Below are 23,876 nucleotides of genomic sequence, written 5' to 3' on the forward strand. Positions count from 1 at the left end.
AACGCTTCGTGCATTTTGTAAAACAGACATCGCACGGCGTGTGCGATGTCTGTGTTGTCGTTAGTCGAGCGGTTTGAGGTTAGCTACAATTTCAGCTCGCTGCGGTTCGAGGAACGGCGCGAGTACGATTTTTTCACCGAGCGTTTCTACATCTTCATCAATCGCGAATCCTGGTTCGTCTGTGGCCAGTTCAAAGAGAATGCCGTTGGGTTCTCTAAAGTACAGGCTGCGGAACCAGTACCGATCGACTTCACCACTGTTGGGAATACGATAGGATTGAATTCGTTGCACCCAGTCGTGGTAGTCGGCGTCATTCGTACGGAATGCCACGTGATGGACGCCACCAGCCCCCAGGCGCGCAGCAGGCAAGTCTGGTTGTACGGCGACGTGTAATTCTGCATGTGCGCCGCCTGCACCCATTTCATAGACGTAGATAGTATCCTTCTTTGTCTCTGGATGGAGATACTGGCGAACTTGGCGCATGTACAGCACGTTCGTGAGAACCATGTCTGTATAGCGCAACTCCGGAATGCTAATCACAATAGGTCCTTGTCCACGAATTTGATATTCAGCAGGAACAACGCTCTTTTCCCATGCCTCGTGCGGATCTCCCGCACCACTGTCATCGACTAGCGCGAGACGTTGCCCCTCCGGATCTTCAAGAAAAAGTGTGGCGCGTCCGTCAATCTCCTGAATGGGTTCGTGTACGACGCCGTGTTCTTCGAGCCACGTTTTCCACCAGGTCAAGGCCTTCTCGCCGTTTACGCGCAGATAGGTGCGGGTAATGCTGTGGGTTCCGCGCACTTCTCGCGGGATGTCCCAATCAAAGAACGTTAAATCGTTGCCTGGCGCCCCTTTTCGATCCCCACTGTAAAACAAGTGGTAAGCGCTCACGTCGTCTTGGTTGACACTGCGTTTGACCAGCCGCAGGCCCATTACGTTCGTATAGAATTGATAATTCTCACGGATGCGCGACGAGACCGCAGTTAGGTGGTGAATGCCTGCTAATTCCATGGTGTTGCCTCCTTCGTTCCCTTTCCGCCACACTTAGAAACATCGTTTGTATGATTGGATACCATGCACAATCAAACGTGATCGGATTCATGACACGTTCATATGACTTCGACGTGATCTGATTGTATTTTATATTAATAACTATAAAAAGTAAATTAAATATAAAAAACGAAGTTGTGGTGGGAACAGGATGACAAATGACCCACTTCATTAGAGCAGTCCAATCGCATTCAAGCCATAGACAATGCCACCGTCGTTGACATCTTTGGTCGTCATGGCCGAATAGGATTTCACTTCATCACTCGCATTTCCCATAGCAATGCCCATTCCGACATACGACAGCATCTGTACGTCGTTCAGCCCGTCGCCAAACGCCACCGCGTCCTTTGGCGAAACGTTCAAGTGGCGCAACATGGCTTCAATGCCACCTGCTTTGGATACGTCACTTGGAAATAGATCGAGATACAGTTTGTGCGCTCGGATAAAGCGCAACTCTGGAAACGCCTGAACGTATGGTTTTTCTTCCGGTTCCTCGCAATATAAGTACACTTGATAGACATCTGTGTCCGTCCACACAGTTGGCCTATACTCAGGTTTTTCGACGATTTGTAAGTAATCGAATGCTTCGTTGACATATGGGTGTTGGTCGACCGTGGTATAGCACGCGTTGGCGGTTGCATAGACCAAAGGGTGTTCATGTTCCTTTGCCCACTCGCTGATTCGTTCCAAAACATCGCGTGGGATAGGGCGGCCAAACACTGGCTTTCCCTTGTACTCGGCGTATCCGCCATTGCAGGTGACGAAGGAGTCGATTTGCAGCGCCTTTGCCACGGCGTGGAACTGGCTGGGTGCTCGTCCTGTGGCGATAAATACGTCTATGCCGCGCTCTTTTAGGCGTGCAACTGCCTCCTTCGTGTCATCGGGAATGACCTTGTCCTCGTTGACGAGTGTCCCGTCAATATCGAAAAAAACCACTTTGTAGGGCATGAGAACCTCCAGGAATTGATTTGTTTATCTCTCTATAAAAGACCAAGTGATAGTGTACGGCTATGAATGTCACGCGTAAAGGGGAATACGTGTGAAAGCGAGTCGAGATGACGGGTGGGGGATCATTTACCCCCACCCGGATTCCTGCTCATTCGGGAATGTACGGTAAGTCGAGGTGCTTGGGAACGTTGATGACGTGTGTTTCGACATACGAGCGCAGCCCTTCGGCGCCATATTCGCGTCCAATGCCGGATTGTTTCACGCCGCCAAATGGAAAGCGAACATCCAGGCCCTGAACGGCTGCTGTATTAATCATCGTGGTTCCTGCTTCAATTCGTCGGGCCACACGGATCGCGTGTTCCGGGTCTCCCCATACCGAGCTGGTCAATCCGTAGATGCTGTGATTGGCGAGTTGTATCGCCTGCTCTTCGTCGTCGTAAGGCAAAATGGGAACCGTTGGACCGAACTGTTCTTCGACGACGATGGGATCATCATACCCGGCGCCGAGCACCAACGTCGGCCGCATAAAGTATCCTTTCTCAAACAGTTCCTCATCGAGGACTGTCCCTAATTCGATGACTTTTGCGCCGCGTTTTTTAGCGTCGTCAATCAGGCTTTGAACGTACTCCATCTGGCGCTTGTTATTGACGGGGCCGACGGTGACTTTGGGGTTGAACGGGTCACCCACCCGTATCCACTGATTCGCTGCCACCACGTAGTTGTCAATGAATTGGTCGAAGATGGAACGGTGGACATACACGCGCTTCGCAAGCATGCAAATTTGACCAGCTGTGAGAAAATTGGAAATGACCAAACGCCGGAGGTCGCGTTCATCGTTGACGTCAAAGTCGGGGAGGATGATGGCTGCATCGTTTCCACCTAATTCGAGCGTCATGTGCTTAATGGTGTCGGCGGCTGCCTTCATAATGTGTTTCGCCGTATTCGTACCGCCTGTAAATGCAATTTTGGCCACTTTTGGATGCGATGTCAGTTCGACACCGACTTCTGCTTCACCGTGAACCATGTTGAGGACCCCAGGCGGGAATTCCTTGCTGATAATTTCCATTGTTTTGGTTACTGCAAGTGGGGCAAACGGACTTGGTTTCAGGACCACCGTGTTGCCAGCCAAAAGTGCTGGTGCCACTTTGATGGTAGATAAGGAAAACGGGTAACTCCACGGCGTGATGGCGGAAACGACACCAATCGCGTCACTGGTGATAATCGTCTTGCCGTTGTCGTGTTCTTGTACTTGGTCTTGGTCTTGGAGGACGTCCTTGACTGTGTCGCAGGCGTATTCCATCCACATGATGGATATTCCAAATTCTCCTTCAGCGTCGTAGAGTGCTTTGCCGTGTTCACGCGAGAGCAACTGCGCCAACTCGGGTGTCTTTTCTTTTAACTGTGCAATAGCACGTCGCATGCGTTCAATGCGCTCGTCCAATCCAGTCGCAGCCCATGTTGGGAACGCCTCGTTCGCGGCTTCAATCGCGCGGATGGCTTCTTCCTGCGTATTGAGTGGGCCATACCCGACAATTTCCTCAGGATTGGCTGGGTTCTCGCGGGCATAACGTCGTTTTGTCGGTACTTGCTCGCCATTGATAATGGCGTGAACAACCAGTGGATCCTGTGCCATCATTTGTACCCCTTTCACTATGACGGTAACGAGTGGTCACTTCGCCCTAGGTTTGGCTGAATGGCAGTATCGTATGCTTTGTCTCAGGGCTGGCGCTGACGAGGAAAGTCGGTTGTTTCGTGATCGCGACTGCGCCTTCGTGCGCGAAACGTAGGATCACGTCAGACAAGTTGAACTGCTATTTTTCTGCATATGTTCTATAATGGAAATAGGTGGTTGTCGGGGGATGTAACATCGTCCATGATGTTCGTCGCGCGCGTCTGACGTACGATGTGGACATTTCACATTGATAATGGGGTGCGTGACGAGTCGAATTTCCGGTTAGAGACTACGACCTGGGGGTGCTGATGGTGCAACTGAAACGAATTATCGTTCATGGGCGGCTCAACGCCAATCTGAAATCTCACCTTGCAGGCCAGTCTGGAAGGGAGTTTATTTTTGCGACGGACGATACCCTTACGCAGGCGTTGTTAGACACCGCCGATGCATTCGTCGGGTTTCGTTTAGTACCTGGGTTTTCCTATGAACATCTAAAATGGATTCACTGTTTAGGCGCTGGTGTGGACAACGTGGTTCAATGGCTTGACCCATCGACACAAACCATTGTCACGAGGACAACGGGACCGTTTGGGCAGAAGATTGCGGAGTACAGTTTAAGTTACATATTACGCGATGTACAATGCCACGACGTTTTTGCCTCTGAGCAGAGAAGGCAACGTTGGAACCCCGTGGCGCCGGGAATTTTGGCCAAACAGCGGATTCTGGTGTTTGGCACGGGCGATATCGGAAAGCGTGTCGCGGAGGTTTTGGCGTTTTTTGGTGCTACGATTGTCGGAGTGTCGCGTAGTGGGGGCCAGGATGCTCGCTTTTCTCAAGTGTTTTCGATACAAGAAATCATGGGGCCAATTGGGGCGGACATCTTGGCGGGGGTAGGGTATATTATCAATACGTTGCCGTTGACAAAGGAAACGGAGAAAATATTTGATGATGCCTTGTTTTGCAGGTGTGAAGGGGCGATGTTCATCAATGTGGGGCGGGGAGGCAGCGTCGATATGGACGCACTCGTGCGAGCACTGAATGCTTCGTGCATCCGCCATGCTGTTTTGGACGTGTTTGACGAAGAGCCCTTGTCGCAAACGTCCCCTATCTGGCGCCACGAAAATATCCTGGTCACGCCGCATATTTCCGCTGTGACCACGGCAGAAGAGGCCGCAGCGTGTTTAGTGGAGACCGCTCGTCTGCTCGAATCTGGAGCGCATCCAGTAAGTAACCGCGTCGATTTGCGCAAAGGTTACTAGAGCGTGTGCAAAATGGAGGGCAAATCGTGATCGGCCAATAGTTGCATAGCTGAATATTTGCGTGACAATGACTGTTGATATCGGAATGCGAGGAGAAGCGTATGGCGTACAATCCGCTCGAAGATTCACTCGGCATCTTAATTAGCCAAACGTATCGAAAAGTGGCCTATTATACGATGCTTCATTTTAAACCTTACGGGGTCACGACCGAACAGTGGCTGGTGTTATTGACCATTTCGCGCCACGAAGGGGTTACGCAAACCCAATTGGCTGATTTGACGAAGAAAGACAAGACGACGATTACCCGAATCGTGGATAGTCTCGAACGAAAGAAGTTGGTTCGACGTCGGCCCAGTGCAGACGACCGGCGAGTCGTTCATACCATTGCGACGTCGGAGGGGAAGCACCTGGCCGAAGTGCTGGCACATGTCGAACGAGAGGTGCTCGATGAGTTGTTCGCGACCTATTCAGAGGAAGATAAGGAGCAGTTAAAGCGTGCACTGTTCGCCGTTCAAGCACGCGTGGATACCCAGATGGCGGTACACAATCCAGTAGATGAGGAAAAATCGCATCGAACAGAGCGATAAAAGGCATCTTGAGAGAGATAGATGAAAGGGAGACCGACATGACGGTGAAGAGACAGAACAAACAAGTGGTCGGCGCGCAGGCACCCATCGAGACAGATGCACGGCTCAAAATCACACCCTCATGGGAGATACCGCCTGCCCCGACGCACCCTGGGCTTCGCGGTGCCTTTCAAGTGCGACCCATACCCTATCCGTGGCGGCGAGCGACGCGTGCCGCAATCAGTATGGGATTGACACTCATCGCAGGATCACTCATCGGCAACATGTCGTTGGCCATGGTGACGAGCATGGGCGCATTTACGGCCATCTATGCAGGCAATGAGCCCTACGCGCAACGAGCGGTCAAGTGCGCGATGGTCGCGGTCGGACTTGCGCTCGCCATTGGCCTCGGCACGGCTTTGGCAGGGAGTGTGCTGGGAATTGCTGTCGCACTGTGCATCGTATCTGCGGGGGCGACGTTTTTGTGCGGCGCCTGGCGCGTTCCAGTGCCGTCCGCGTACTTTTTTATCCTAGTCGGTGCAGTGGGTACGGGCATGCCGATCGCGCCACATACTGCGCTACTTCGTGCGGGATGCGTGCTTCTTGGGGGTGCCATTGCGTGGGTCGTCAGTATGGCTGGGTGGCTTGTGAACCCACATGGACCGGAATCGAGAGCGGTAGCTGGCGCATACCGGGCACTTGCGAACTTTTTGTCCGCAGTGGGGACTGTTTCGCACGATAGCGCCCGGCACCAGGCGACCGTTGCGTTACAAAACGCACAGGTCGCGGTGACGAGTGGTGAACTCCAGTGGCGCAAGACGGCACAGGCCTATCGTTTGTATCTGTTGACGCAAAAGGCTAACATCATATTTTTGTGTGGAGTTCAACTCGCTGCTGAGAAAAAACCAATTTGCCAAGGATTGGCGGATGCTGTTCGCAACTTGGGGGCGAGTGTTTCAAATATGGACTTGGCCGGGAGAATTCGCATTCCATCCCCGACTTGCGACACGGAAGTCCGCCGTCACCTCGCCCGTCATTTAGAGGAGTGCGTGCATATCGCCGGACATCTCACACAGGTTCCTGAAACCTGGAAGGCGGAGGTACAACGCAACCCGTCTCTTCTCGATGACATCCGCGTCGCGTGGAGTCGGGCATCACTCGTGCGTCCGGCCACCTTGCGTATCGGTGTGGCGGTGTTGGTCTCTGTGTTTGTCGCTTGGGTTTTGGGGGATCCCCGTCCGTACTGGGTTCCCTTGACTTGTGCCAGTGTGTTACAAGGCGCTACGGTACTGGCCTCTGTCCACCGCACGCTCCAGCGGGCTCTAGGAACCACCGTTGGCATCCTGATTGCCGGTGGAATCTTATGGCTTCGACCGACGATCGCGCTGGCCGTGGTGGCCATCGTCGCTTTACAGTTGATTGTTGAATTGTTGGTCGGGCGAAATTACGGCGCGGCAGTCGTCTTCATCACGCCGCTGCCGATTTTGTTAATTGAGTTAGGGCAGTGGGGCGTGTCGCCTGTTTCCGTAATAGAGGCTCGCTTCTTCGATACGGTCGTGGGTTGTGTGATTGGACTGTGGGCGAGTCTGACACTTTGGCGCCGCGCGGCTTCGACTCGTGTTCGGCCGGCCGTTGCACGGGTGATTCGCGCGATTCGAGATGTTTTGCGAACGGCAGATGAAGACCCCCATATACCGCTGACCGAACAACGGGCAAGTCGCCGTTCTCTGGAATCCGCTTTGGTACATCTCCGAATGGTTCATGATCAAGCCGTGAACGAATACCCGCGACAGAACGCAGAATTGGAGAAATTGTGGCCAGTCGTTGTGAGTGCACAGCGATTAGGGTACCTCGTTCTTTCGATGAATGTCTCTCGTCAGCCGATGGAAGCATTGGCCTCATCCACTGTGGACACCGTTCTCTCTCGGCTTGCACAGATGGCGGAAACAGGAAGCGAACACGAAATTCGGTTACCCGAAACCCTATTTGAACATCCAACGTGGACCGAGCAGGTACACGTGATGTGCGAAGGGCTGCTCGCGGCAGCCAATCGGCACTAGAGGACACTGGGCTGGCTTTTGCGTTGATGCACGTCGTTTCGGGAAGCACATTGGAAACATGCGGTATCAAGTAGTATTGTCGCAGGTGGATGTGCCTTGAATCCCTAGGTATTGACTGCTCAATTCGTGAAACCAGTCCTCGTCTTTGAGGTCGAGTGATAAATCAATGAGTGCCTGGACGTCGCTTTTCTTCAATATCGGTTCCTCTGGAATGGCCATCACAGCCGGACAGGTATAATGTTTTCCGGTTTCCGGTACAAAAATGACATACGATTGTTTGTCTGGCATGGATTTGACGATAAAACCGAGTAATGCACGATGTTGAAATAAAAATGACACCCAATCTCCGTACTTCAACTGTGTATCCATTTGACATCCCCCTTTGTTTCCCATCTGTTTAGGTGGGGGTACTTCATTCAGTTAACGTTGTGGCGGTGATGACGGTCACGGACAAAACGGAAGGGCACTTGTGGATCTGGTATTCGTGATGTGGACGATAGATTGCGTAACGGTCGTTCATTTGCGCACTCAAAGGGGCTGGGACTCGGGCTGTCTGGTGCGAAACGATTGTTAGATGAATTTTACATCGAGACGTCAGAAAGGGGAACGAAAATCGTTGGTATCAAATTTAGCTTCATTTTACGATGGGAATTGGGACAACATACGTGTCGGTGAAATCTTCGGATGATCCGGAATGCCTTGTTTTAGCGATAAGGGAGTTGTCCTATGACCCTGCCCAGACACTGGATTGTCGCCATGATTCTCGCAACGACCATTGGCCCGAACTTACTTGTGATGTCCGGCTTTATGCAGATTCAAACCATTATTCAAAACGCTTTCGGGTCGAGCAGTTACGCCACGATGTGGATATCGATTGTCGCGAACATGGCGTTTGCTGTATGGATTCCACTAGGTCCCGTGCTGAGTCGGCAACTGGGGCTACGCTTTTGCTTTCGCTGTGCCACCGTCATGTTTGTCGTCACATTTACTGCATCATCCATCTCAGATAACACCGTTCTCCTCGGGATAAGCCGCGCGCTTGAAGGCGCCCTAACGGGCACCCAATTAATGGTGCTTGTGCCGCTGCTCTTTGTCGAATTCCCGGCTGAGCGACGGAATCGCGTGCTGGGCATCTTGCTTTGTATTATGTTTGGATCCGTCGTTCTTGGAGCCATTTTCGGAACGATTTCGCAAGCTTATGACCATTGGCGATGGCTGTTTGGTTTGTGTGCATGCCTATCACTCGGGGCCCTTTTGCTCAGTGGACATCTCCCCAAGCACATGTTCCCGGTACCATCAATGGCTTCAGCCAGAGGCGCCTGGAACCGATTTGACTACATTGGTACGACACTGCTTTTATGCTCGGGACATCGACGATATGGTGGCTTGGAAATTTGCTACCGTATGGATTCAGCAGTCCGTTCGTATTTGTGCCCGCGGGTGTATCCCTTTGTTTATTCGCGTGTTTGATTGTCGTTGAACTGAGTGTTTCTCATCCACTCGTCGATTTTCGGCTAGTCACCTCGCGAAGGTCTATCTGCGGGGCGTTTGTCGCCATTTTGTCCAATCTCTTGATGCTTGTGGCCATGTCGGGCATGGGTTTCGCGATGAAAACGGTCAGCAAAATCCCAAGTACAACGCTTCCCTCGGTTTACGGAGGGCTTGTGATTAGTGTCGGACTTGCGGCGATATTGGCGGCGTCATTCTTCGATCGCGTTGGCGCAGGCCCCTTGTTCATCGTGGGCTCTCTGTGTATCGCCCTGTCTTCTTACCGGTTGACGTCGCTGGAACCGGGCGTAAGTCTCGACCAATTGCGATTCCAATTGGTTCTGTTTTCCTGTGGCGTCGGGCTGAACTTTGTCGTCGGACTGGTCACGTGTGCGCTAGGCGGTCCCCTCAACCAACTGCCGAGGACGATGACGGTGGTTCAATTTTTGCGCGTGTTTCTTTACACCATCGTGACGCCGGTTTCTCAGTGGTACCTGAACGTTCACACTGCCGCCTTGACAGCCATCAACGGTTGGGCCGCGACAAAAGTCAATACCATTACTTCGGCATCGGTTACGTCGGCGATACAACACGATATCGCGTCCGGGGAGTCTGAACAGCGCGCACGACAAATTGTGATGTATCTTCTGTCGGGAGAACTCCAGAGTCGGGCAGCGCTGATTGCGACGCACCATCTTTTTGTGATTTCGTTTATTTGCAGTTTGTGCCTGTTGATGATTTCTTGTCTGACTATACTCCTTGGAAAAGGCCCAACGCTTGCCCATCGTTCGCGGACATAGACTTCGTGAGACAACACTTGCGCGCCTGGGCATTGTGTTTCCGCCCACACCCCGTCCTATGATATGCCATACCGTGTAATGTAACTGAATTCGGCGTAAGGGAGGTCACGCGGATGGGCTGTTTTGGCGCATACACACAATGGGCAGTCGTCTTCCTCATCATCTTCGTTCTCTTTATTCTACTCGTACCCTACGGTGGCGGGGCATACTAATTGTACGCGCATGTTTGAAGGACCTAGATGTGTTCTCTAGGTCCTTCTCTAGTGGCTTCCGTGATATTGTAGGTGTAGTATTGACGCAACTTGCTTGACTGGTATTCTTTTGTGTAACAACCTTGTTAATCCAATTATTTTAAGATGAACTAGAATTTCGGGCGGAGTGTACTTGCATGGATGATCGTTACCTAATGTACTGGCGTAAATCACACGAATGGCGGTGTGTCGCACGCGGTCAACAATTGTTTGAACAGGCTGCAGAAGCGTTCCGCGATATTATGGGGATGGATAGTGGATTTTTTTTGTACCGAAAGAAATTGAAAATGAGTGATTCGCATCAACCACGCATTTACAGCCCTTGGGGCGTGATGGAGGAACTAACAACTGCATCTCAATCATTCGTCGAATCATTCAATATACATATCATGCAGTTTGTTCAGACCATGGGTGAAGGATGGTGGACCGTGGAGGAACTGCCAGATCCGCTTGCGGCACTGTCTACCAAGCGTGGTCTGCGCCACCTGGGCGCATGGTATCTGCGTGTAAACTCCGATATCCAGGGTGTAGTCGTCCTCGGATCGCGATGCGATGTCGTCCCCTGCAATGGATTAGACGTAGGCGTTTGTGTTCAGCAGATTGAAATGGTGCTCGACGCGCTTTACTGTCGACGATTCACAGAGGTTCACGAACAACAGTTTCGATCATTGGTGGATAACAACCCGGATATCGTGCTGCAAACCAATGTAGCAGGGGAATTGGTGTATGCAAATGAGGCACTGTATCGCTTGACGGGATATTCTCGCGAGGCGCTAAAACGCCCGTCGCAGAGACGAGCGATTGTCGCCAAGCCGTATGTCCAACAGATGATGAAAAATGCAGAACAGGTGCGTCAGGGTATCGTGCAGTCCTATGAAATCATGGTGTATGACAAATTTGGACACGCAGTTTACCTTGGCATCAGCAGTGTACCGATTGTCGTCGATGGAGATATTGTCGGCGTTTTTACCGTTGCGAAAGATCTGACAAAACATATTGAGGCGCTGAATGAACTGCGTGAGACGAAGGGTTTGTATGAGTGTCTCATCAGCAGCAATGGGGATGCCATCTCCATTATGGGTAGAGATCGGCGTTATCTGCGGGTCAATGCTGCCTATGAACAGGTGTACGGCTGGTCTATTGAGGAAGCACAAGGTCAACTTTGTCCGTTTTTGGATCAGCCACAGACGAGTGAATGGGTGAGCGCAGCGTTTCGCGGAGAGACGATACGCACGGAGACTCGTCGAACTCGTAAGGATGGACGGCAAATTGATGTGAGCTTGATTATGTCGCCAGTCATTGATACCTCAGGAAACATCATCGCGGTTTCGACAATTTCACGGGATATCACGGACCGCAAGCGTGCAGAGATGGCACTCATCGAGGCGGAGGTGAAATACCGAACCATTGTTGAGGAGTCGCTCGTGGGCGTGTATATCGTTGAAGACAACGTTTTGACGTTTGTGAACCGCCGTATGGCCGAAATCTTTGGCTATGAGGTGGAAGAGATGATTGGCATGACGGCGTGGGATACTGTTTCACCGAAAGACCTGAGTGTAGCTGTAGAAAATGTGCGCAAACGTCTGTCGGGTGAAGTGGATAGCATCCGTTACCAAATTACAGGGCTCTGCAAGAATGGCGAAACGGTTGATGTCGAAGTGCATGGAACGCTGGCGTACTTCAACGGAAAGCCGGTCATCATCGGAACGCTTCTGGATATTACGGAGCGGATTGAGGCGGAAGAAATTATTCGAAAGGCGGACAAGTTGGCCGTGGTCGGTCAATTGGCCGCTGGTGTAGCCCATGAGATTCGAAATCCGCTGACTGCGCTCAAGGGATTTGTCCAGTTGATGACTGAGGGTGGGAACAATGCGGGGTATTGCGAAATTATGTTGTCGGAATTGAACCGGATTAATCGCATTATAGATGAATTACTGTTGGCGGCGAGACCGAGCAAACCTGTGTTTGAACGTCATAACGTAGTCGATTTAGTGCAAGATGTGCTTAGTCTAATTAGCACACAGTGTGTTATGAAGAACATCGCTGTGTTGCCATCAATCCACACTTGGGTTCCTTCCATCCGCTGCGATTCTAATCAATTGAAACAGGTGTTCCTCAATATTCTCAAAAATGCGATGGAAGCGGTACCTGAGGGTGGGCAAATTGAAGTCTGTGTCGGACGCGTGGAAGCGAGCGATGAGGTGTATGTCCGAATTACGGATAATGGCTTCGGCATTGACGAGACAGTTTTGCCTAAATTAGGTGAACCATTTTATACGAGCAAGGAGACTGGAACCGGATTAGGGCTGATGGTGAGCTATCGAATTGTCCAATCCCACGGCGGAAGGATGAAAATTAGCAGCCAACTGGGGCGAGGTACAACGGTGGACATTCGCTTGCCGATGGAAGCGCCCGTCCCGCATCATACCTCGTATCTTGTGAAACAGGGTTAGTCTGTGTAGGCGTTGAGCTTGGGAAGTTTGATTTGTAGCAGGCCATTTTGCAAAGAGCCGTTCGCAAATGCATCGTCGACCACGGTCGGAAGCGGGACAATTTGCGGGCGCAAAACGCGCGTCTTCACCTCAAGTTTGGGGTAGACATATAGGTTTTGACGATTTACGACAATATTGACGTCATCCAGTGAACAATCTTTTGGCATGTTGATTTGCACTGTGATATGGCTGTCTGTCTCCTCGATATCGACGTGGTTCATGGGTTCATCGTCATGGATGTTCGACAATGGTAGAACCTCCTCGCACATTTTCGATGATGCTAGAATGTCTCCGAATCTCTCGAAACATGCACGAAGAAGCCTTTTACATCACATGTTTGCCTTCCCCAGTCCAGATGATCTGGGGAAGGCAAAGTTGTTAGTCCGCTTGATTCTTATACTGATAACGCCCACGGCCAACACGCTCAATTTGCCCATTGGACTTGTTGATGAGATTGCTCATTTTAACGGATGGATTCGCGCCCCAGTGGACTTCACTGGTTAAGGCGCGAAGTTCGTCAGACTTGACGGGTCGACCGATTTCCTTGAGGGTCTTCACGACTAGCTCAACTTCTTTTGCAATGCGCGTTTGAGGGGGTTCCACGCTCGCTTCTAACGGGCTTGGCTCGTCGGTCGACATCGGCATGGTCATTTCCTCGTATGGCTCATCTACCACCGCATCCCTAGCAGGAATTGCTGGCGTTTTTGCTTCTTCATCATTTTTCTCTTGACGCTGAGGTTGTTGGTCATAGATAGCTAAGGATTCGGGCGCTTCGGCGGCGAAGGATTCTCCCTCTGCGCCTTCTGACAACATGGTTGCGAGTCGCTTTAGGTCGCTGATTTGTGACGTTAAGTCGGTGGTCAGTTTTTCAAAGTTCTCAATGGTTTGCTGTAATACTTGCTTGATTTGGCGTTCTACTGCGCGTTCTACGATTTCTGGAAGCGACTTTGCGATGGCGGCTTCCACAGAAGTTGAAAAGATAGTCGAGAATGTCTGCAGGCCCTCTTGTGTGAATGTCGCTGCGACGTTGTCCATATTCTGAGGATGTCGCGACGTACCTTGTGGTGATCTGGGGTTGCGGTTATTTCGGCGGTCATTCGGTTTCATTTCTTTCGTTGGATCAATAAAAGGCGATTGATTTACTCGAGGCGGTTGACCTTGAGTCCAAGTCATACATTCACAACTCCTATAGCGATTCGACATAAATTATGAAATCTAAATGGTAGTCTTGCAGTGCTCCGATGGGTACTTAGTATATAGATTTGCCTACGAGAAGGGTGTCGAAACGAGTAGACAAGACAAAACTAAATATACTTTGGAACATACGCCTTGAAATCACTGCAATGCGTTGTTTTGATTGGTATGCGTGGCCGTTTCATTACCATTGAGGTGTAAATCACGAAGCCTTATCGCCTAATTTAACCTTAGACCGACGATTTGTGCAACCTCGTTGAAAGAAGATTCATCGACCGTTCATTGCCAGCTTAGGAATAGAAGCAGGTTGAGTATTTTTCAATTCGTGCAAACTGGTGAACAGAGTGCACAGGCACGAGTATGTAAAATCACGGGTGAGGCGATGGTATGTTCCGACGAGTTGAAGCAGAATTGAAGCACGCACTGCAGGTCTTAACGGATATTCAAGTGGCGTTAAGTGAGGCATGTATTGTCACGATTATAGATGCAAACGGCCGATTGACGTACGTGAACGACAAGTACTGCAGCACGACAGGCTTTTGCAGCGATGACGTGCTGGGGGCCGATTACAACAAATTGTTTTATGGCGAACAGTGTGAAGAACTTGTGCAGGACATGAAACGTGCGCTGACTCGCGGCCGCGTTTGGAGGGGGGAAGTGCAAAGCTACAAAAAGGATGGAAGTCCGTTCTGGGTGCAGACGACGGCGGTGCCATTCCTCGATGCAACTCGCCGGTCGCATCAATTTATTGCCGTCAGCACGGACATCAGCGATCGAAAAATCGTGGAAGAGGCGCAACGCGAGCGGGAACAGCAATTGTACACGCTCATCAACGCGATTCCGGATGTGGTGCTGTTCAAAGATGCGAATGGGCGGTGGCTGGAGACCAATGATACTGCACTTCGGCTGTTTTCCATTGAAGATGATGAGTGGTATGGCAAAACCACTTCGGACATCCTGGGAACACGCACGGTTTCCAACTCCTTAGTGCGCGAGGACGATAGCGACATTTGGGAACGAGGTACGTCGGTTCGCGAGGAGACATGCTTTGGGTCACGAGGACAGCCTCAGCGAATCTTTGATACCATTACCATCCCTATTTTCCGAAATGGAAAACGACATCGCTTATTGGTGATTGGGCGGGACATTACAGAGCGCAAACGACGCGAACAGGAAGTCTGGACGATGAAGGAGGAATTTGAGTCGATTTTTAGTTACTCAGCTGATGCCATTTGCCTGTTTGATTTCGGCGGCAATCTCGTACGTACCAATCGGGCCTGTAGAGAACTGTACGGGTGGCGCGAAGACGATTTCGCAGGTCGTTTCCCACCTGACGAAGAATCCCTCAACGAACTGAATGAGTGGCTACAAACGGTGCAGGAGACCGGAAGACAAATTTCAAGGGAAACTGTGCGCAAACGCAAAGACGGGGAATCCATTTACGTGAGCGTCACGTTGTCTCCGATTCGCAATGCGGCTGGACAAATTGTCGCTGTGTCCACTATTGAACGGGACATTACGGAGCGGGTTCGGACAACGCAGTTGCTCGTGCAGTCGGAAAAACTGTCGGTCGCTGGACAACTGGCGGCCGGAATTGCACACGAGTTGAGAAATCCCATGACCGTGCTCCGCGGATTTACGCAGATGATTCAGGAACATCCCGAACGCACAGTACAGTACGCTGATCTGATGCTGCGCGAATTCGATCGCGTCAACGCCATTGTCGAAGAATTATTGACACTGGCGAAGCCGCAGGCCGTCAAGTACGAGTACAAAGATATTCTCGCCATTTTGGAACACGTGCTCTTATTGTTGCAAACGCAAGCCGCACCGCGGAACATCCGCCTCATCCGCAGGTGTAATGTACGCCAACTGTTTGTCTCGTGTGTAGAAAACCAGATGAAACAAGTGTTTATGAACGTTCTGAAGAACGCCATTGAGGCGAGTGACGATGGTGCGGAAATTGTCATTGATGTACAGCGCGTCGGAGATACGGTTGAGCTTCGCTTTATCGATCACGGCTGTGGAATCCCAGAAGATCAACTCGACAAAATTGGTCAACCGTTTCACACGACGAAGCCTAGCGGAACCGGGCTTGGGTTACTGGTGACGAATCGCATCATTTCTGACCATCACGGTCGCGTTGAAATCAATAGCCGGGTGAACGTCGGCACAGAGGTGAAGATTGTCATGCCACTGCGGTCTGCGTCCATGCCCGCAGCCCAGTGATTGCCGGGGCAACTGCCAGATTCCCTCTGCAGCGCAATTTGCCCCGGCCTCTGGCGGCCACCTTTTGTACGTCAGTTACATGTGCGCGTGGCTTCGTAGAAGTACGGCCTCTTCGATGTCAATCTTGAGGACGGTCTCACGGCCCTCGAGCGCACTGATGGTTCGCGCGATGCGCAGTGCTTGTTGTCTGGCGCGCTCGGATGTGAGGATTCGCTCGTTCACCTTTCTGAGAAAGGCTGCGGCTGTATCGTCAAGCCACCGGGGGAATGGCGGTTCGGAGGGTGTGTCATCCTCACTTTGGTCGAGTTGCTCCCGGGCGTGCTGCACGCGCGCTTGAAGGGTTTGTGCGCTGACGTCGAGTGCAGGCGGCACGGGTGTCGTCGGTTGCCTGTTCAAATAGACGATGAGTGGAATGCGGTCGGCCAATGGACCAGACAAGCGGGACCAATATCGGCGCACATCACTTTCCATGCAGCGGCACTCGCCATAGCCGCGCTGGCCGCATGGGCACGGATTGGCGGTTGCCACGAGCAGAAAATTGGCTGGCAAGGTGGCGCTGCGGCCCGCGCGCGCGAGGTGAACTTGGTGGTGTGTCAGTGGCTCCCGCAGCGCGTCTAAGGTGGCGCGTTGAAATTCAAACAATTCGTCGAGCAGGAGCACGCCTTCGCTCGCTAGGGTGACTTCACCAGGTTGTGGGGGATTGCCACCGCCAATCAGCCCCGCGACCGTTAGGCTGTGATGGGGCATGCGCAGCGGGGGGCGCCGATACAGGTGACCGGCTGGCCCCGTCAACTCGCGAATGGCCAATGTGGCCAATGCGGTTCGGGCGTCGAGGTCGGGGAACAAGTCGACCAGGTGCGTCGCGAGCAACGTCTTGCCGATTCCTGGTGGCCCAATCAACAGAAGTGGCAGGCGGCCTGCAGCGGAGATGGCTAACAACCGTTTCTCTGCAGTCTTTCCGCGAATTCCGTCGAGTGCCGCCAGGCCGGGCTGGAGATCTGTCTCATGCTTTGCGTCGTGTGGCGGAACGGAGACAGATGGTGTCACGTGGTTTACGTGAGTGGATGTCGTCAGGATGGCGATCACGTCGGTGAGTTTTACTGCCGGTATGGTTTGCATATATTTCGCGAGTTCTGGTGGAACAACTTGACGTTCTGCGAGCACTAAACGTTCCACGTTCGCAGCCTGTAAGCGCAGCGCCAAACTTACGGCGGTTTCGACGGGCGCGAGTTCGCCGGACAGGCGAAGTTCACCTAAAAAAGCCGTCGTGCCATCGTCCGCGGGGAGGATAGCCGCTGCGCGGAGAATGGCGATGGCCATGGCGAGATCGAGTCCGGAGCCCCGTTTGCGAAAATTTGCGGGTGTTAGATTCACTGTGATTCGCCCTTGGGGAAAGGGCAGGCCACTGTTCCGAAACGCCGAGCGAATTCGCAGTTTGGACTCCGTGATGGCGGAGTCGGGCAGACCGACGATAGAGAAGCGGGGAAAACCGCCGCTTACATCCGCTTCCACGCGGATGACTTCAGGCATGAGGCCGGTGTGAATCGCTGAGATGGACGTACCCAACATAGGTGTGGCTCCTTTCACCGTTTACTGCTAGATATAGCAATAACGCGTGTTCTAGGCCATAATGTAGAGGAGAATTCGGCAGCGTCGAAGTGCTCGCGAGAAAGCGTTCACAGGTTTTGCGATTTCACTACTTTTTCATCAAACCAGGAGGGAAGTCTTGTGGAGAACCCGCGGAAACGTTCAAACCGAACTGAGGGACAAAGCCGACGTGGACAGGTCGTGGATTTAAAGGCCTACCGAGCTCGCCACAACAAGAAGGGGAAGACAGAGCATCACGTCAGACCAAATAAACCGCCTTTTCGCCGCAATCGGTGGGAATACCTTCGTTGGCTCTGCTTTGCCTTGGTGGCGGTGACGGTCGTTTTCGCAGTGTTGGGTCTCTGCCCAATCTCCTGGAGCACGCAGGCCGCGATTATTGCGGTGTTCACTGGAACCGTTGGGCTCGGTTGTGGGCTTTGGCTAAACGCGGTCGGGGATGTCATGGCACGCAGGGTATTGCTCTTTCTCTCTGGTGCCTTTGTCATCGCGTATTTGTGTGCACTTTTTCAAATTTAGGAATGCGAATTAGACAACTTATCCAATTAAGAAAAGTTGTAAATACGCATCAGGTGTTCTATGCTGATAAAGGACAATACAGCGTACGACTGGTGCTTCGTCCCGGTTTTTGTCTGCTGTAACGATGTGCAAAGGAGGACATGGCACGTGAACATCCATGAGTATCAGGCGAAAGCAGTCCTGGCCCAGTTTGGCGTGCAAGTTCCGCAAGGCAAGGTGGCGTTCAGCGTCGAAGAGGCTGTCGCGGCTGCGAAGGAACTTGGCGGCAAGGCGGTTGTCAAGGCACAGATCCACGCAGGTGGCCGTGGTAAGGCTGGCGGAGTGAAGCTGGCGAAATCGATTGAAGAGGTTGAGCAGCATGCACGCGAGTTGCTCGGTAAGACGCTCGTGACGCACCAGACTGGCCCTGAGGGCAAGGTGGTAAAACGCCTTCTGATTGAACAGCTGACCGACATCAAAAAGGAATATTACATAGGTCTGGTGTTGGATCGTGCGCAAGGCCGCATTGTCATGATGGCGTCCCAGGAGGGCGGCGTTGAGATTGAAGAAGTGGCTGCAGCGCATCCAGAGAAGATCTTCCGCGAGACGATTGACCCCGCAGTCGGTCTAAATCCTTTCCAGGCACGCAACCTCGCATTTAAATTGGAACTGCCAAAAGAGGCAATCAATAAAGCTGTGAAATTCATGACAGCGCTATACGAAGCGTTCGTTGCCAAGGACTGCTCGATTGCCGAGATCAATCCGTTGGTGCTCACGGGGGACAACGACGTCTTGGCGCTGGACGCCAAGTTGAACTTCGACGACAACGCGCTGTTCCGGCACAAGGACATTGTCGACCTGCGCGACACGGACGAGGAAGATCCGAAGGAAATCGAAGCTTCCAAGTACGATTTGAGCTACATTGCACTCGACGGGAACATTGGGTGCATGGTCAATGGTGCTGGATTGGCCATGGCGACGATGGACACCATCAAGTATTACGGCGGCGAACCGGCCAACTTCCTCGATGTCGGTGGCGGCGCGAGTGAAGAAAAGGTTACGGCTGCCTTTAAAATCATCCTGTCCGACGACAATGTCAAAGGCATTCTCGTCAACATCTTTGGCGGCATCATGAAGTGTGACGTCATTGCGAACGGCGTGGTGAATGCGGCCCGCCAACTCGGCCTCACGAAGCCGTTGGTCGTCCGCCTTGAAGGTACAAATGTGCAACAAGGGAAAGACATCTTGAATCAGTCTGGACTCAACCTCGTCGCTGCTGACTCCTTGGCGGACGCAGCACAGAAGATTGTCGGGCTTGTGTGAGGAGGGAATACCGTGAGTATCTTAGTGAATAAAGACACAAAGGTCATTACACAGGGCATCACTGGTGCGACAGGGCTGTTCCATACCAAGCAAGCCTTGGAATACGGCACGCAAATGGTTGGCGGTGTCACACCTGGTAAAGGTGGTACAACGGTTGAAGGGTTGCCTGTGTTCAACACCGTAGCTGAAGCTGTTGCTGCGACCGGCGCCAATGCATCCGTCATTTACGTTCCACCAGCTTTTGCAGCAGATTCTATCATGGAAGCAGTGGATGCCGAGCTCGACCTCGTCATTTGTATCACAGAGGGCATTCCGGTGTTGGACATGGTGAAGGTGAAACGGTATCTGGAAGGCCGTCACACGCGCCTGATCGGGCCGAACTGTCCTGGTGTCATTACGCCGGGTGAATGCAAAATCGGAATTATGCCGGGTTATATTCACAAGCCAGGCAAGGTGGGCGTTATCTCCCGTAGTGGTACGCTGACGTATGAAGCGGCATATCAGCTGTCGAGCCGCGGTATCGGTCAGTCCACGGTCGTCGGTATCGGTGGCGACCCGGTGAAGGGCACTGAGTTCATCGACGTGCTGAAAATGTTCAACGAAGATCCCGACACTGAGGCACTGATCATGATTGGTGAAATTGGTGGTACAGCTGAGGAAGAAGCAGCTGAGTGGGTTAAGGAGAACATGACGAAGCCAGTCGTAGGCTTTATCGCAGGTGTGACTGCACCTCCGGGACGTCGGATGGGACATGCAGGCGCGATTGTGTCCGGCGGCGCTGGAACGGCTGAGTCGAAGATCAAAAAGATGCAAGAGTGCGGCATTCGTGTCGCGCCGACGCCGTCCGAGATGGGTGCGACGTTGTACGCAGTCATTGAGGAACGTGGCCTGTTAGACAAGTGCAAGACGCACGAGGCGACCATCTAATTCTCGTAAATTTTGCTGGCTTGCAAGCACTTCCTGGAACCGGAATGGGTTCTGGGAGGTGCTTTTTTATTTGGACGTGCCAGTGCAATGTAAAAATGTTCGCGACGGACGTGTTTTGTAGCAGATCTTTGCTGGACGTTATCGACGGGCTTGTCCATCTCTACGACAATTGGATCAGCAATCCAATTGAAATGGGTGACATTGAATGGACGAACGCAAGTTGCGAGTCTACTGGGCTCTGTGTCCTGGCCTCGATGCCTCTACATATCGTAAATTGTTCGCGCATTTCGGCAGTGTACGCGCATTGTCGGAAGCCAGTCCAGATGACTGGCTCGATGCACTCCGTATGCGACCCGAAACGGCGCGCAAAATGGCTGCGTGGCAAGAGGCTGCGCCACGCCGTGCCGGTCACGTGGAAGCGGAGTTGGCGGGTGCTGGAATCGAGTGCCTCGTTCAAGGTGATGCGAGCTACCCAAAGTGCCTATTGGATTTGTTTGATCCACCGGTAGTCCTCTTCGCTCGGGGAAATCTCGATCTTCTTGCAAAGGACGATGGCGTGGCCATCGTCGGGACACGTCGTTCGTCGAGTTATGGCACATACGCCACGAAGTGGATTGCAAGCACGTTGGCGAGGTCAGGGATTGTTGTCTATTCGGGCATGGCGATGGGCATTGATGCATGTGCCCATCAGTCTGTACTCGACAGCGGCGGATGTGCCATTGCGGTGCTGGGATGTGGGATTGACGTTTGCTATCCACTTAGTAATCGCCCCTTGTATCGTCGCTTGTCGGAACATGGATTATTACTCAGTGAGTACGCACCGCGAAGCCTTGCCGCAAAGCATCGCTTTCCGGAGCGCAACCGCCTGATTGCTGCGCTGTCGCGCGCGACTGTGGTTGTTCAGGCAGGTGAAAAATCAGGCGCGCTACGCACGGCAGAGTCCGCGTTAGAACTGGGGCGAGACGTTTGGGTAGTACCTGGTCCCATCACATCGAAATCGTTTCGAGGGTCACATCAGCTATTGGTCGATGGAGCGATTCCGTTGGTTGATCCCATTGCACTTCTGGGACACTACGGCAATCCTGTCACGAGCGCAAAGGGAAGTCGAGAACTGTCGCCACCTCAGCTGATTCCTCGCCACCTTCAGGACTTGGCTCGTTTCCTAACGGAAGAAGGCCCGCTGCGAGCAGGAGAAATCGCGCTCTTGACCGCGACAGCGCCAGGGAATGTGCATGCGCAGTTATTGGAGATGGAATTGGCATCGCTGGTGCGGAGGCTCCCCGATGGTCGCTACCAAATGGATATCCATGTCTGAATGTCCACCGGATGCGTTTGTGCTATATGAACGGCGATAGGTTCTTTGTGGGATAAAATGGGTGTTGTTTTGTTGTACACCGCGTGGTAAGATTACTTCACAACGTCTCCTGTGATGTTGGTGAAGTGTTATTTGTTTTTAACCAATGCACATCACACGGGAATCCTAATATTATCGTTGGAACAAATGCCATCATGGAGTGGACTTGCGAGAACGGTATGCGGATACCCACCTGCCAGGAGCAGGTTAAAACTGTGGGCTTCACGGCAAAACGGGGAGTTGTCATAGAGTACATAGATAAACCGCTGTCGGTCGTGATGGCGGTTTTTTGTGATCTTCGAAGGGTATTTCAGCATCAGGTATCTGTATTGCAATTTGGCTAGGGCTGTCGCCCTGCCTGTGCAAAACACAGGCAGTTATTGCGCGTCGTCGTCCTCAAAGGTGTCGGCGGCACGGTCGACATAACCGCGGCGGATGCCACAGTGACGGCATTCAAAGACGTGAATGCGATAGGGATTTTCTCCATTCATTAGACGGTCCAACTCCGCTGTGCGCGAGAGTGAGACCGTGTCTAGCAGTTGAGCAACCGACGGCGAAGAAGTGCGGTCAATCGATTTTAACAGTGTTTCGTGCTGGCTCATCTCATGGTTTGGGATGTTGGCGATATACACACAAAAATCCCCGCAGTGACTCAGCCATTGTTCTTCTTGCCAGCCGGCGAAGCCGGGCGTGCGCGTCACGAGCGTCGCTAAGCTCGCCGTATCGGCGACGGGCTCACAATGCTCTGCATCGACAAACTCTGCGTGCAGTTTGTCGGACGCTCGTCCATCAGCGATGCACCAGGGACAGATGTCCTCTACCTCCTCGTCGGTGAAAACGGGACCAATATAAGCGTATGGGCGCTTTTCACCACAGGCCTGACACGTGATTTGGCGAGCTTCTATGGCGCCGGTGACCAGCGGATCACGGTGGTATGGGAAGTTGGGGAGTTCGTTCTTCTGCGTCGACATCCAATCACCTCAGGGGGAAGATTTGCGTTAAGATTGTACATATAACAATACACGTTCTCGGCCGGATCATACACTAGAAATGAAATGGTCATCATATGCTCGAGTCGGACCAAACAAGGTACGTTAGGTTTTGGGACAGGATGAATGAAGGTGTTGCCCATGGAACCAGCAGAAGGAATGTGCCCAAACTGCAAAGCGACTTGGTCAATTCGGGTGCTCATGCGGCGGGAATTTCAGTGCCCCAGTTGTGATCACCAGTTGAAGCAGGGTTCTGTCGTTCCGGTCAAGAGCGCCAAGGGAAAGATTCTTACGCCTTGTACGCTGGACAGGGCGACCAAGGAGGTCGCGGCAGGCCGGGCACATTGGGACAGCCGCGGTGTACTGTGGCTCAATGACGCGCCCGAGAACAATGCGATGTACCGAAAGATTGTGTTTAAACGGGATTGTGCGACCTGCTTGTGGTGCGGGAATGAGGCGAATACGGTCGATCACGTCATCCCCTACTCCGATGGAGGACCGTATCATCCGGAAAACCTGTTTTGTGCCTGCGAAACGTGTAACCAGAAGCGTCAGAACGAAGATGCGTACACATTTCTTGAATTGCTGGCCGGAGAAGGGCACCCTTCACCGTACGCGGGGTACATCGTCGAGCGTTATCGTTTGGCCACGGCGTTCGTTCAACGCCGGCGGAATGCGGCAAGTCGATTTGAGCGAAAGGGCTCTGCGCCGCGCGTCAAGGGCCCGTAAGAAAATGCACATGAGTATTTTCCGCCGATGACGCACATGCTGTCGATGTGGTCACAATTCGAATGTTATTCGATTCGAATTTTTTGATGGAGGGATGTACAGATGCCAGATCAATTCGAAGAGATTTATAACCGCTACGTCGCAGAACATCAGCCGTCGACAAGTGACGTCGCGGAAAATGACGGGAAGGAACGCATCGTCGCGGTCCGCAAAAATGACGATGGAGATATCATCGCCGTTCGCACGGACAAAGGGCGAGATCTGGACTATGTGTCGGCGCTGCAAGAGGCGAAGTCCGGCAACCTGGCGCATGTCGATGTATTTCACAAATATGGCCGAGATATTTTGCGCAGCGAACCAGACGGCATCCGCGAAAACAACCTCGATAACTTGCCAGAGTTCTAAAGGCCAACCGCATCCCCCCAATTGACTTTATCCG

The 23,876-nt window shown here is 52.4% G+C and carries 21 protein-coding genes and 1 other RNA gene; 14 read left to right on the forward strand and 8 right to left on the reverse strand.

The genetic code is table 11. The features are described from left to right. Positions 1-60: 60 nt before the first annotated feature. The 3 genes from K1I37_RS09890 to K1I37_RS09900 all read right to left on the reverse strand — a co-directional run bounded on the left by K1I37_RS09890 (position 61) and on the right by K1I37_RS09900 (position 3,634). Positions 61-1,014 (reverse strand): ring-cleaving dioxygenase, encoded by a 954-nt coding sequence (locus K1I37_RS09890; protein ID WP_021296505.1) that lies wholly within the window; start codon positions 1,012-1,014, stop codon positions 61-63. A 210-nt stretch (positions 1,015-1,224) separates the two neighbouring features. Beyond that, positions 1,225-2,001, reverse strand: a complete 777-nt coding sequence (locus K1I37_RS09895; protein ID WP_021296504.1) for a Cof-type HAD-IIB family hydrolase — start codon at positions 1,999-2,001, stop codon at positions 1,225-1,227. Between the two features lie 148 nt (positions 2,002-2,149). Further along, complete coding sequence (locus K1I37_RS09900) at positions 2,150-3,634, reverse strand: aldehyde dehydrogenase family protein (RefSeq protein ID WP_021296503.1); 1,485 nt, start codon at positions 3,632-3,634, stop codon at positions 2,150-2,152. Positions 3,635-3,984: 350 nt separating this feature from the next. Here K1I37_RS09900 and K1I37_RS09905 point away from each other — a divergent pair, with 350 nt between their 5' ends. The 3 genes from K1I37_RS09905 (at position 3,985) to K1I37_RS09915 (ending at position 7,558) form a co-directional block, all read left to right on the forward strand. Then, positions 3,985-4,932 (forward strand): D-2-hydroxyacid dehydrogenase, encoded by a 948-nt coding sequence (locus K1I37_RS09905; RefSeq protein WP_031218622.1) that lies wholly within the window; start codon positions 3,985-3,987, stop codon positions 4,930-4,932. Between the two features lie 101 nt (positions 4,933-5,033). Next, on the forward strand, positions 5,034-5,519 hold the full coding sequence (locus K1I37_RS09910) for a MarR family winged helix-turn-helix transcriptional regulator (RefSeq protein WP_021296501.1): 486 nt from the start codon (positions 5,034-5,036) through the stop codon (positions 5,517-5,519). A gap of 44 nt (positions 5,520-5,563) precedes the next feature. Next, positions 5,564-7,558, forward strand: a complete 1,995-nt coding sequence (locus K1I37_RS09915) for an FUSC family protein (protein WP_161624352.1) — start codon at positions 5,564-5,566, stop codon at positions 7,556-7,558. Positions 7,559-7,624: 66 nt separating this feature from the next. Here K1I37_RS09915 and K1I37_RS09920 read toward each other — a convergent pair whose 3' ends face one another. Continuing rightward, complete coding sequence (locus K1I37_RS09920; RefSeq protein WP_021296499.1) at positions 7,625-7,927, reverse strand: IDEAL domain-containing protein; 303 nt, start codon at positions 7,925-7,927, stop codon at positions 7,625-7,627. A 357-nt stretch (positions 7,928-8,284) separates the two neighbouring features. On the opposite strand from K1I37_RS09920, the gene K1I37_RS09925 reads away from it, so the two are divergent. The 3 genes from K1I37_RS09925 (at position 8,285) to K1I37_RS09935 (ending at position 12,550) form a co-directional block, all read left to right on the forward strand. Continuing rightward, positions 8,285-9,028 (forward strand): MFS transporter, encoded by a 744-nt coding sequence (locus K1I37_RS09925; RefSeq protein ID WP_021296498.1) that lies wholly within the window; start codon positions 8,285-8,287, stop codon positions 9,026-9,028. Continuing rightward, positions 8,953-9,846: an efflux MFS transporter permease gene (locus tag K1I37_RS09930; RefSeq protein WP_161624351.1), complete on the forward strand. Its 894-nt coding sequence runs from the start codon at positions 8,953-8,955 to the stop codon at positions 9,844-9,846. The genes K1I37_RS09925 and K1I37_RS09930 overlap by 76 nt, the downstream gene beginning before the upstream one ends. A 388-nt stretch (positions 9,847-10,234) precedes the next feature. After that, positions 10,235-12,550, forward strand: coding sequence for a PAS domain-containing protein (locus K1I37_RS09935; protein ID WP_021296495.1), 2,316 nt, complete (start codon positions 10,235-10,237; stop codon positions 12,548-12,550). On the opposite strand, the gene K1I37_RS09940 is transcribed toward K1I37_RS09935, so the two are convergent. Both K1I37_RS09940 and K1I37_RS09945 read right to left on the reverse strand, forming a co-directional pair. After that, a complete protein-coding gene (locus K1I37_RS09940) occupies positions 12,547-12,837 on the reverse strand; it encodes an Hsp20/alpha crystallin family protein (protein WP_021296494.1) in 291 nt (96 codons plus the stop codon). The genes K1I37_RS09935 and K1I37_RS09940 overlap by 4 nt on opposite strands. Before the next feature lie 130 nt (positions 12,838-12,967). Continuing rightward, entirely contained in the window at positions 12,968-13,762 is a 795-nt protein-coding gene (locus K1I37_RS09945; protein WP_021296493.1) for a hypothetical protein, read from the reverse strand. Between the two features lie 408 nt (positions 13,763-14,170). Here K1I37_RS09945 and K1I37_RS09950 point away from each other — a divergent pair, with 408 nt between their 5' ends. Continuing rightward, entirely contained in the window at positions 14,171-16,012 is a 1,842-nt protein-coding gene (locus K1I37_RS09950) for a PAS domain-containing sensor histidine kinase (protein ID WP_021296492.1), read from the forward strand. 75 nt (positions 16,013-16,087) lie between these two features. On the opposite strand, the gene K1I37_RS09955 is transcribed toward K1I37_RS09950, so the two are convergent. Continuing rightward, a complete protein-coding gene (locus K1I37_RS09955; protein ID WP_021296491.1) occupies positions 16,088-17,581 on the reverse strand; it encodes a YifB family Mg chelatase-like AAA ATPase in 1,494 nt (497 codons plus the stop codon). 159 nt (positions 17,582-17,740) lie between these two features. Between K1I37_RS09955 and K1I37_RS09960 the strand changes: the two genes are divergently transcribed. The 5 genes from K1I37_RS09960 (at position 17,741) to ssrS (ending at position 21,962) form a co-directional block, all read left to right on the forward strand. Next, positions 17,741-18,136 (forward strand): hypothetical protein, encoded by a 396-nt coding sequence (locus tag K1I37_RS09960; protein WP_021296490.1) that lies wholly within the window; start codon positions 17,741-17,743, stop codon positions 18,134-18,136. Between the two features lie 147 nt (positions 18,137-18,283). Continuing rightward, on the forward strand, positions 18,284-19,438 hold the full coding sequence (gene sucC / locus K1I37_RS09965; protein ID WP_021296489.1) for an ADP-forming succinate--CoA ligase subunit beta: 1,155 nt from the start codon (positions 18,284-18,286) through the stop codon (positions 19,436-19,438). Between the two features lie 12 nt (positions 19,439-19,450). After that, complete coding sequence (gene sucD, locus K1I37_RS09970; RefSeq protein WP_021296488.1) at positions 19,451-20,365, forward strand: succinate--CoA ligase subunit alpha; 915 nt, start codon at positions 19,451-19,453, stop codon at positions 20,363-20,365. A 205-nt stretch (positions 20,366-20,570) separates the two neighbouring features. Next, positions 20,571-21,680 (forward strand): DNA-processing protein DprA, encoded by a 1,110-nt coding sequence (gene dprA, locus K1I37_RS09975; protein WP_021296487.1) that lies wholly within the window; start codon positions 20,571-20,573, stop codon positions 21,678-21,680. A gap of 103 nt (positions 21,681-21,783) precedes the next feature. Beyond that, positions 21,784-21,962, forward strand: a non-coding RNA gene (gene ssrS, locus K1I37_RS09980) — 6S RNA. A gap of 134 nt (positions 21,963-22,096) precedes the next feature. Here the strand turns inward: ssrS and K1I37_RS09985 are convergent. After that, on the reverse strand, positions 22,097-22,690 hold the full coding sequence (locus K1I37_RS09985) for a CbrC family protein (RefSeq protein ID WP_021296486.1): 594 nt from the start codon (positions 22,688-22,690) through the stop codon (positions 22,097-22,099). A 159-nt stretch (positions 22,691-22,849) separates the two neighbouring features. On the opposite strand from K1I37_RS09985, the gene K1I37_RS09990 reads away from it, so the two are divergent. Both K1I37_RS09990 and K1I37_RS09995 read left to right on the forward strand, forming a co-directional pair. Continuing rightward, the gene (locus K1I37_RS09990) at positions 22,850-23,437 is read left to right on the forward strand and encodes an HNH endonuclease (RefSeq protein WP_161624350.1); all 588 of its coding nucleotides are present in this window, start codon (positions 22,850-22,852) and stop codon (positions 23,435-23,437) included. A gap of 102 nt (positions 23,438-23,539) precedes the next feature. Continuing rightward, entirely contained in the window at positions 23,540-23,842 is a 303-nt protein-coding gene (locus K1I37_RS09995; protein ID WP_021296484.1) for a DUF3892 domain-containing protein, read from the forward strand. The last annotated feature ends 34 nt before the right edge of the window (positions 23,843-23,876 follow it).

This window comes from Alicyclobacillus acidoterrestris (assembly GCF_022674245.1).
Classification (GTDB): domain Bacteria; phylum Bacillota; class Bacilli; order Alicyclobacillales; family Alicyclobacillaceae; genus Alicyclobacillus; species Alicyclobacillus acidoterrestris.

What these genes read in the sequence shown, in the direction of transcription:
- K1I37_RS09890 (WP_021296505.1), bottom strand. Translation starts at nt 1,014, where the DNA reads ATGGAATTAGCAGGCATTCACCACCTAACTGCGGTCTCGTCGCGCATC.
- K1I37_RS09895 (WP_021296504.1), bottom strand. Translation starts at nt 2,001, where the DNA reads ATGCCCTACAAAGTGGTTTTTTTCGATATTGACGGGACACTCGTCAAC.
- K1I37_RS09900 (WP_021296503.1), bottom strand. Translation starts at nt 3,634, where the DNA reads ATGGCACAGGATCCACTGGTTGTTCACGCCATTATCAATGGCGAGCAA.
- K1I37_RS09910 (WP_021296501.1), top strand. Translation starts at nt 5,034, where the DNA reads ATGGCGTACAATCCGCTCGAAGATTCACTCGGCATCTTAATTAGCCAA.
- K1I37_RS09920 (WP_021296499.1), bottom strand. Translation starts at nt 7,927, where the DNA reads ATGGATACACAGTTGAAGTACGGAGATTGGGTGTCATTTTTATTTCAA.
- K1I37_RS09925 (WP_021296498.1), top strand. Translation starts at nt 8,285, where the DNA reads ATGACCCTGCCCAGACACTGGATTGTCGCCATGATTCTCGCAACGACC.
- K1I37_RS09935 (WP_021296495.1), top strand. Translation starts at nt 10,235, where the DNA reads ATGGATGATCGTTACCTAATGTACTGGCGTAAATCACACGAATGGCGG.
- K1I37_RS09945 (WP_021296493.1), bottom strand. Translation starts at nt 13,762, where the DNA reads ATGACTTGGACTCAAGGTCAACCGCCTCGAGTAAATCAATCGCCTTTT.
- K1I37_RS09950 (WP_021296492.1), top strand. Translation starts at nt 14,171, where the DNA reads ATGTTCCGACGAGTTGAAGCAGAATTGAAGCACGCACTGCAGGTCTTA.
- K1I37_RS09955 (WP_021296491.1), bottom strand. Translation starts at nt 17,581, where the DNA reads ATGTTGGGTACGTCCATCTCAGCGATTCACACCGGCCTCATGCCTGAA.
- dprA (WP_021296487.1), top strand. Translation starts at nt 20,571, where the DNA reads ATGGACGAACGCAAGTTGCGAGTCTACTGGGCTCTGTGTCCTGGCCTC.
- K1I37_RS09985 (WP_021296486.1), bottom strand. Translation starts at nt 22,690, where the DNA reads ATGTCGACGCAGAAGAACGAACTCCCCAACTTCCCATACCACCGTGAT.
- K1I37_RS09990 (WP_161624350.1), top strand. Translation starts at nt 22,850, where the DNA reads ATGGAACCAGCAGAAGGAATGTGCCCAAACTGCAAAGCGACTTGGTCA.
- K1I37_RS09995 (WP_021296484.1), top strand. Translation starts at nt 23,540, where the DNA reads ATGCCAGATCAATTCGAAGAGATTTATAACCGCTACGTCGCAGAACAT.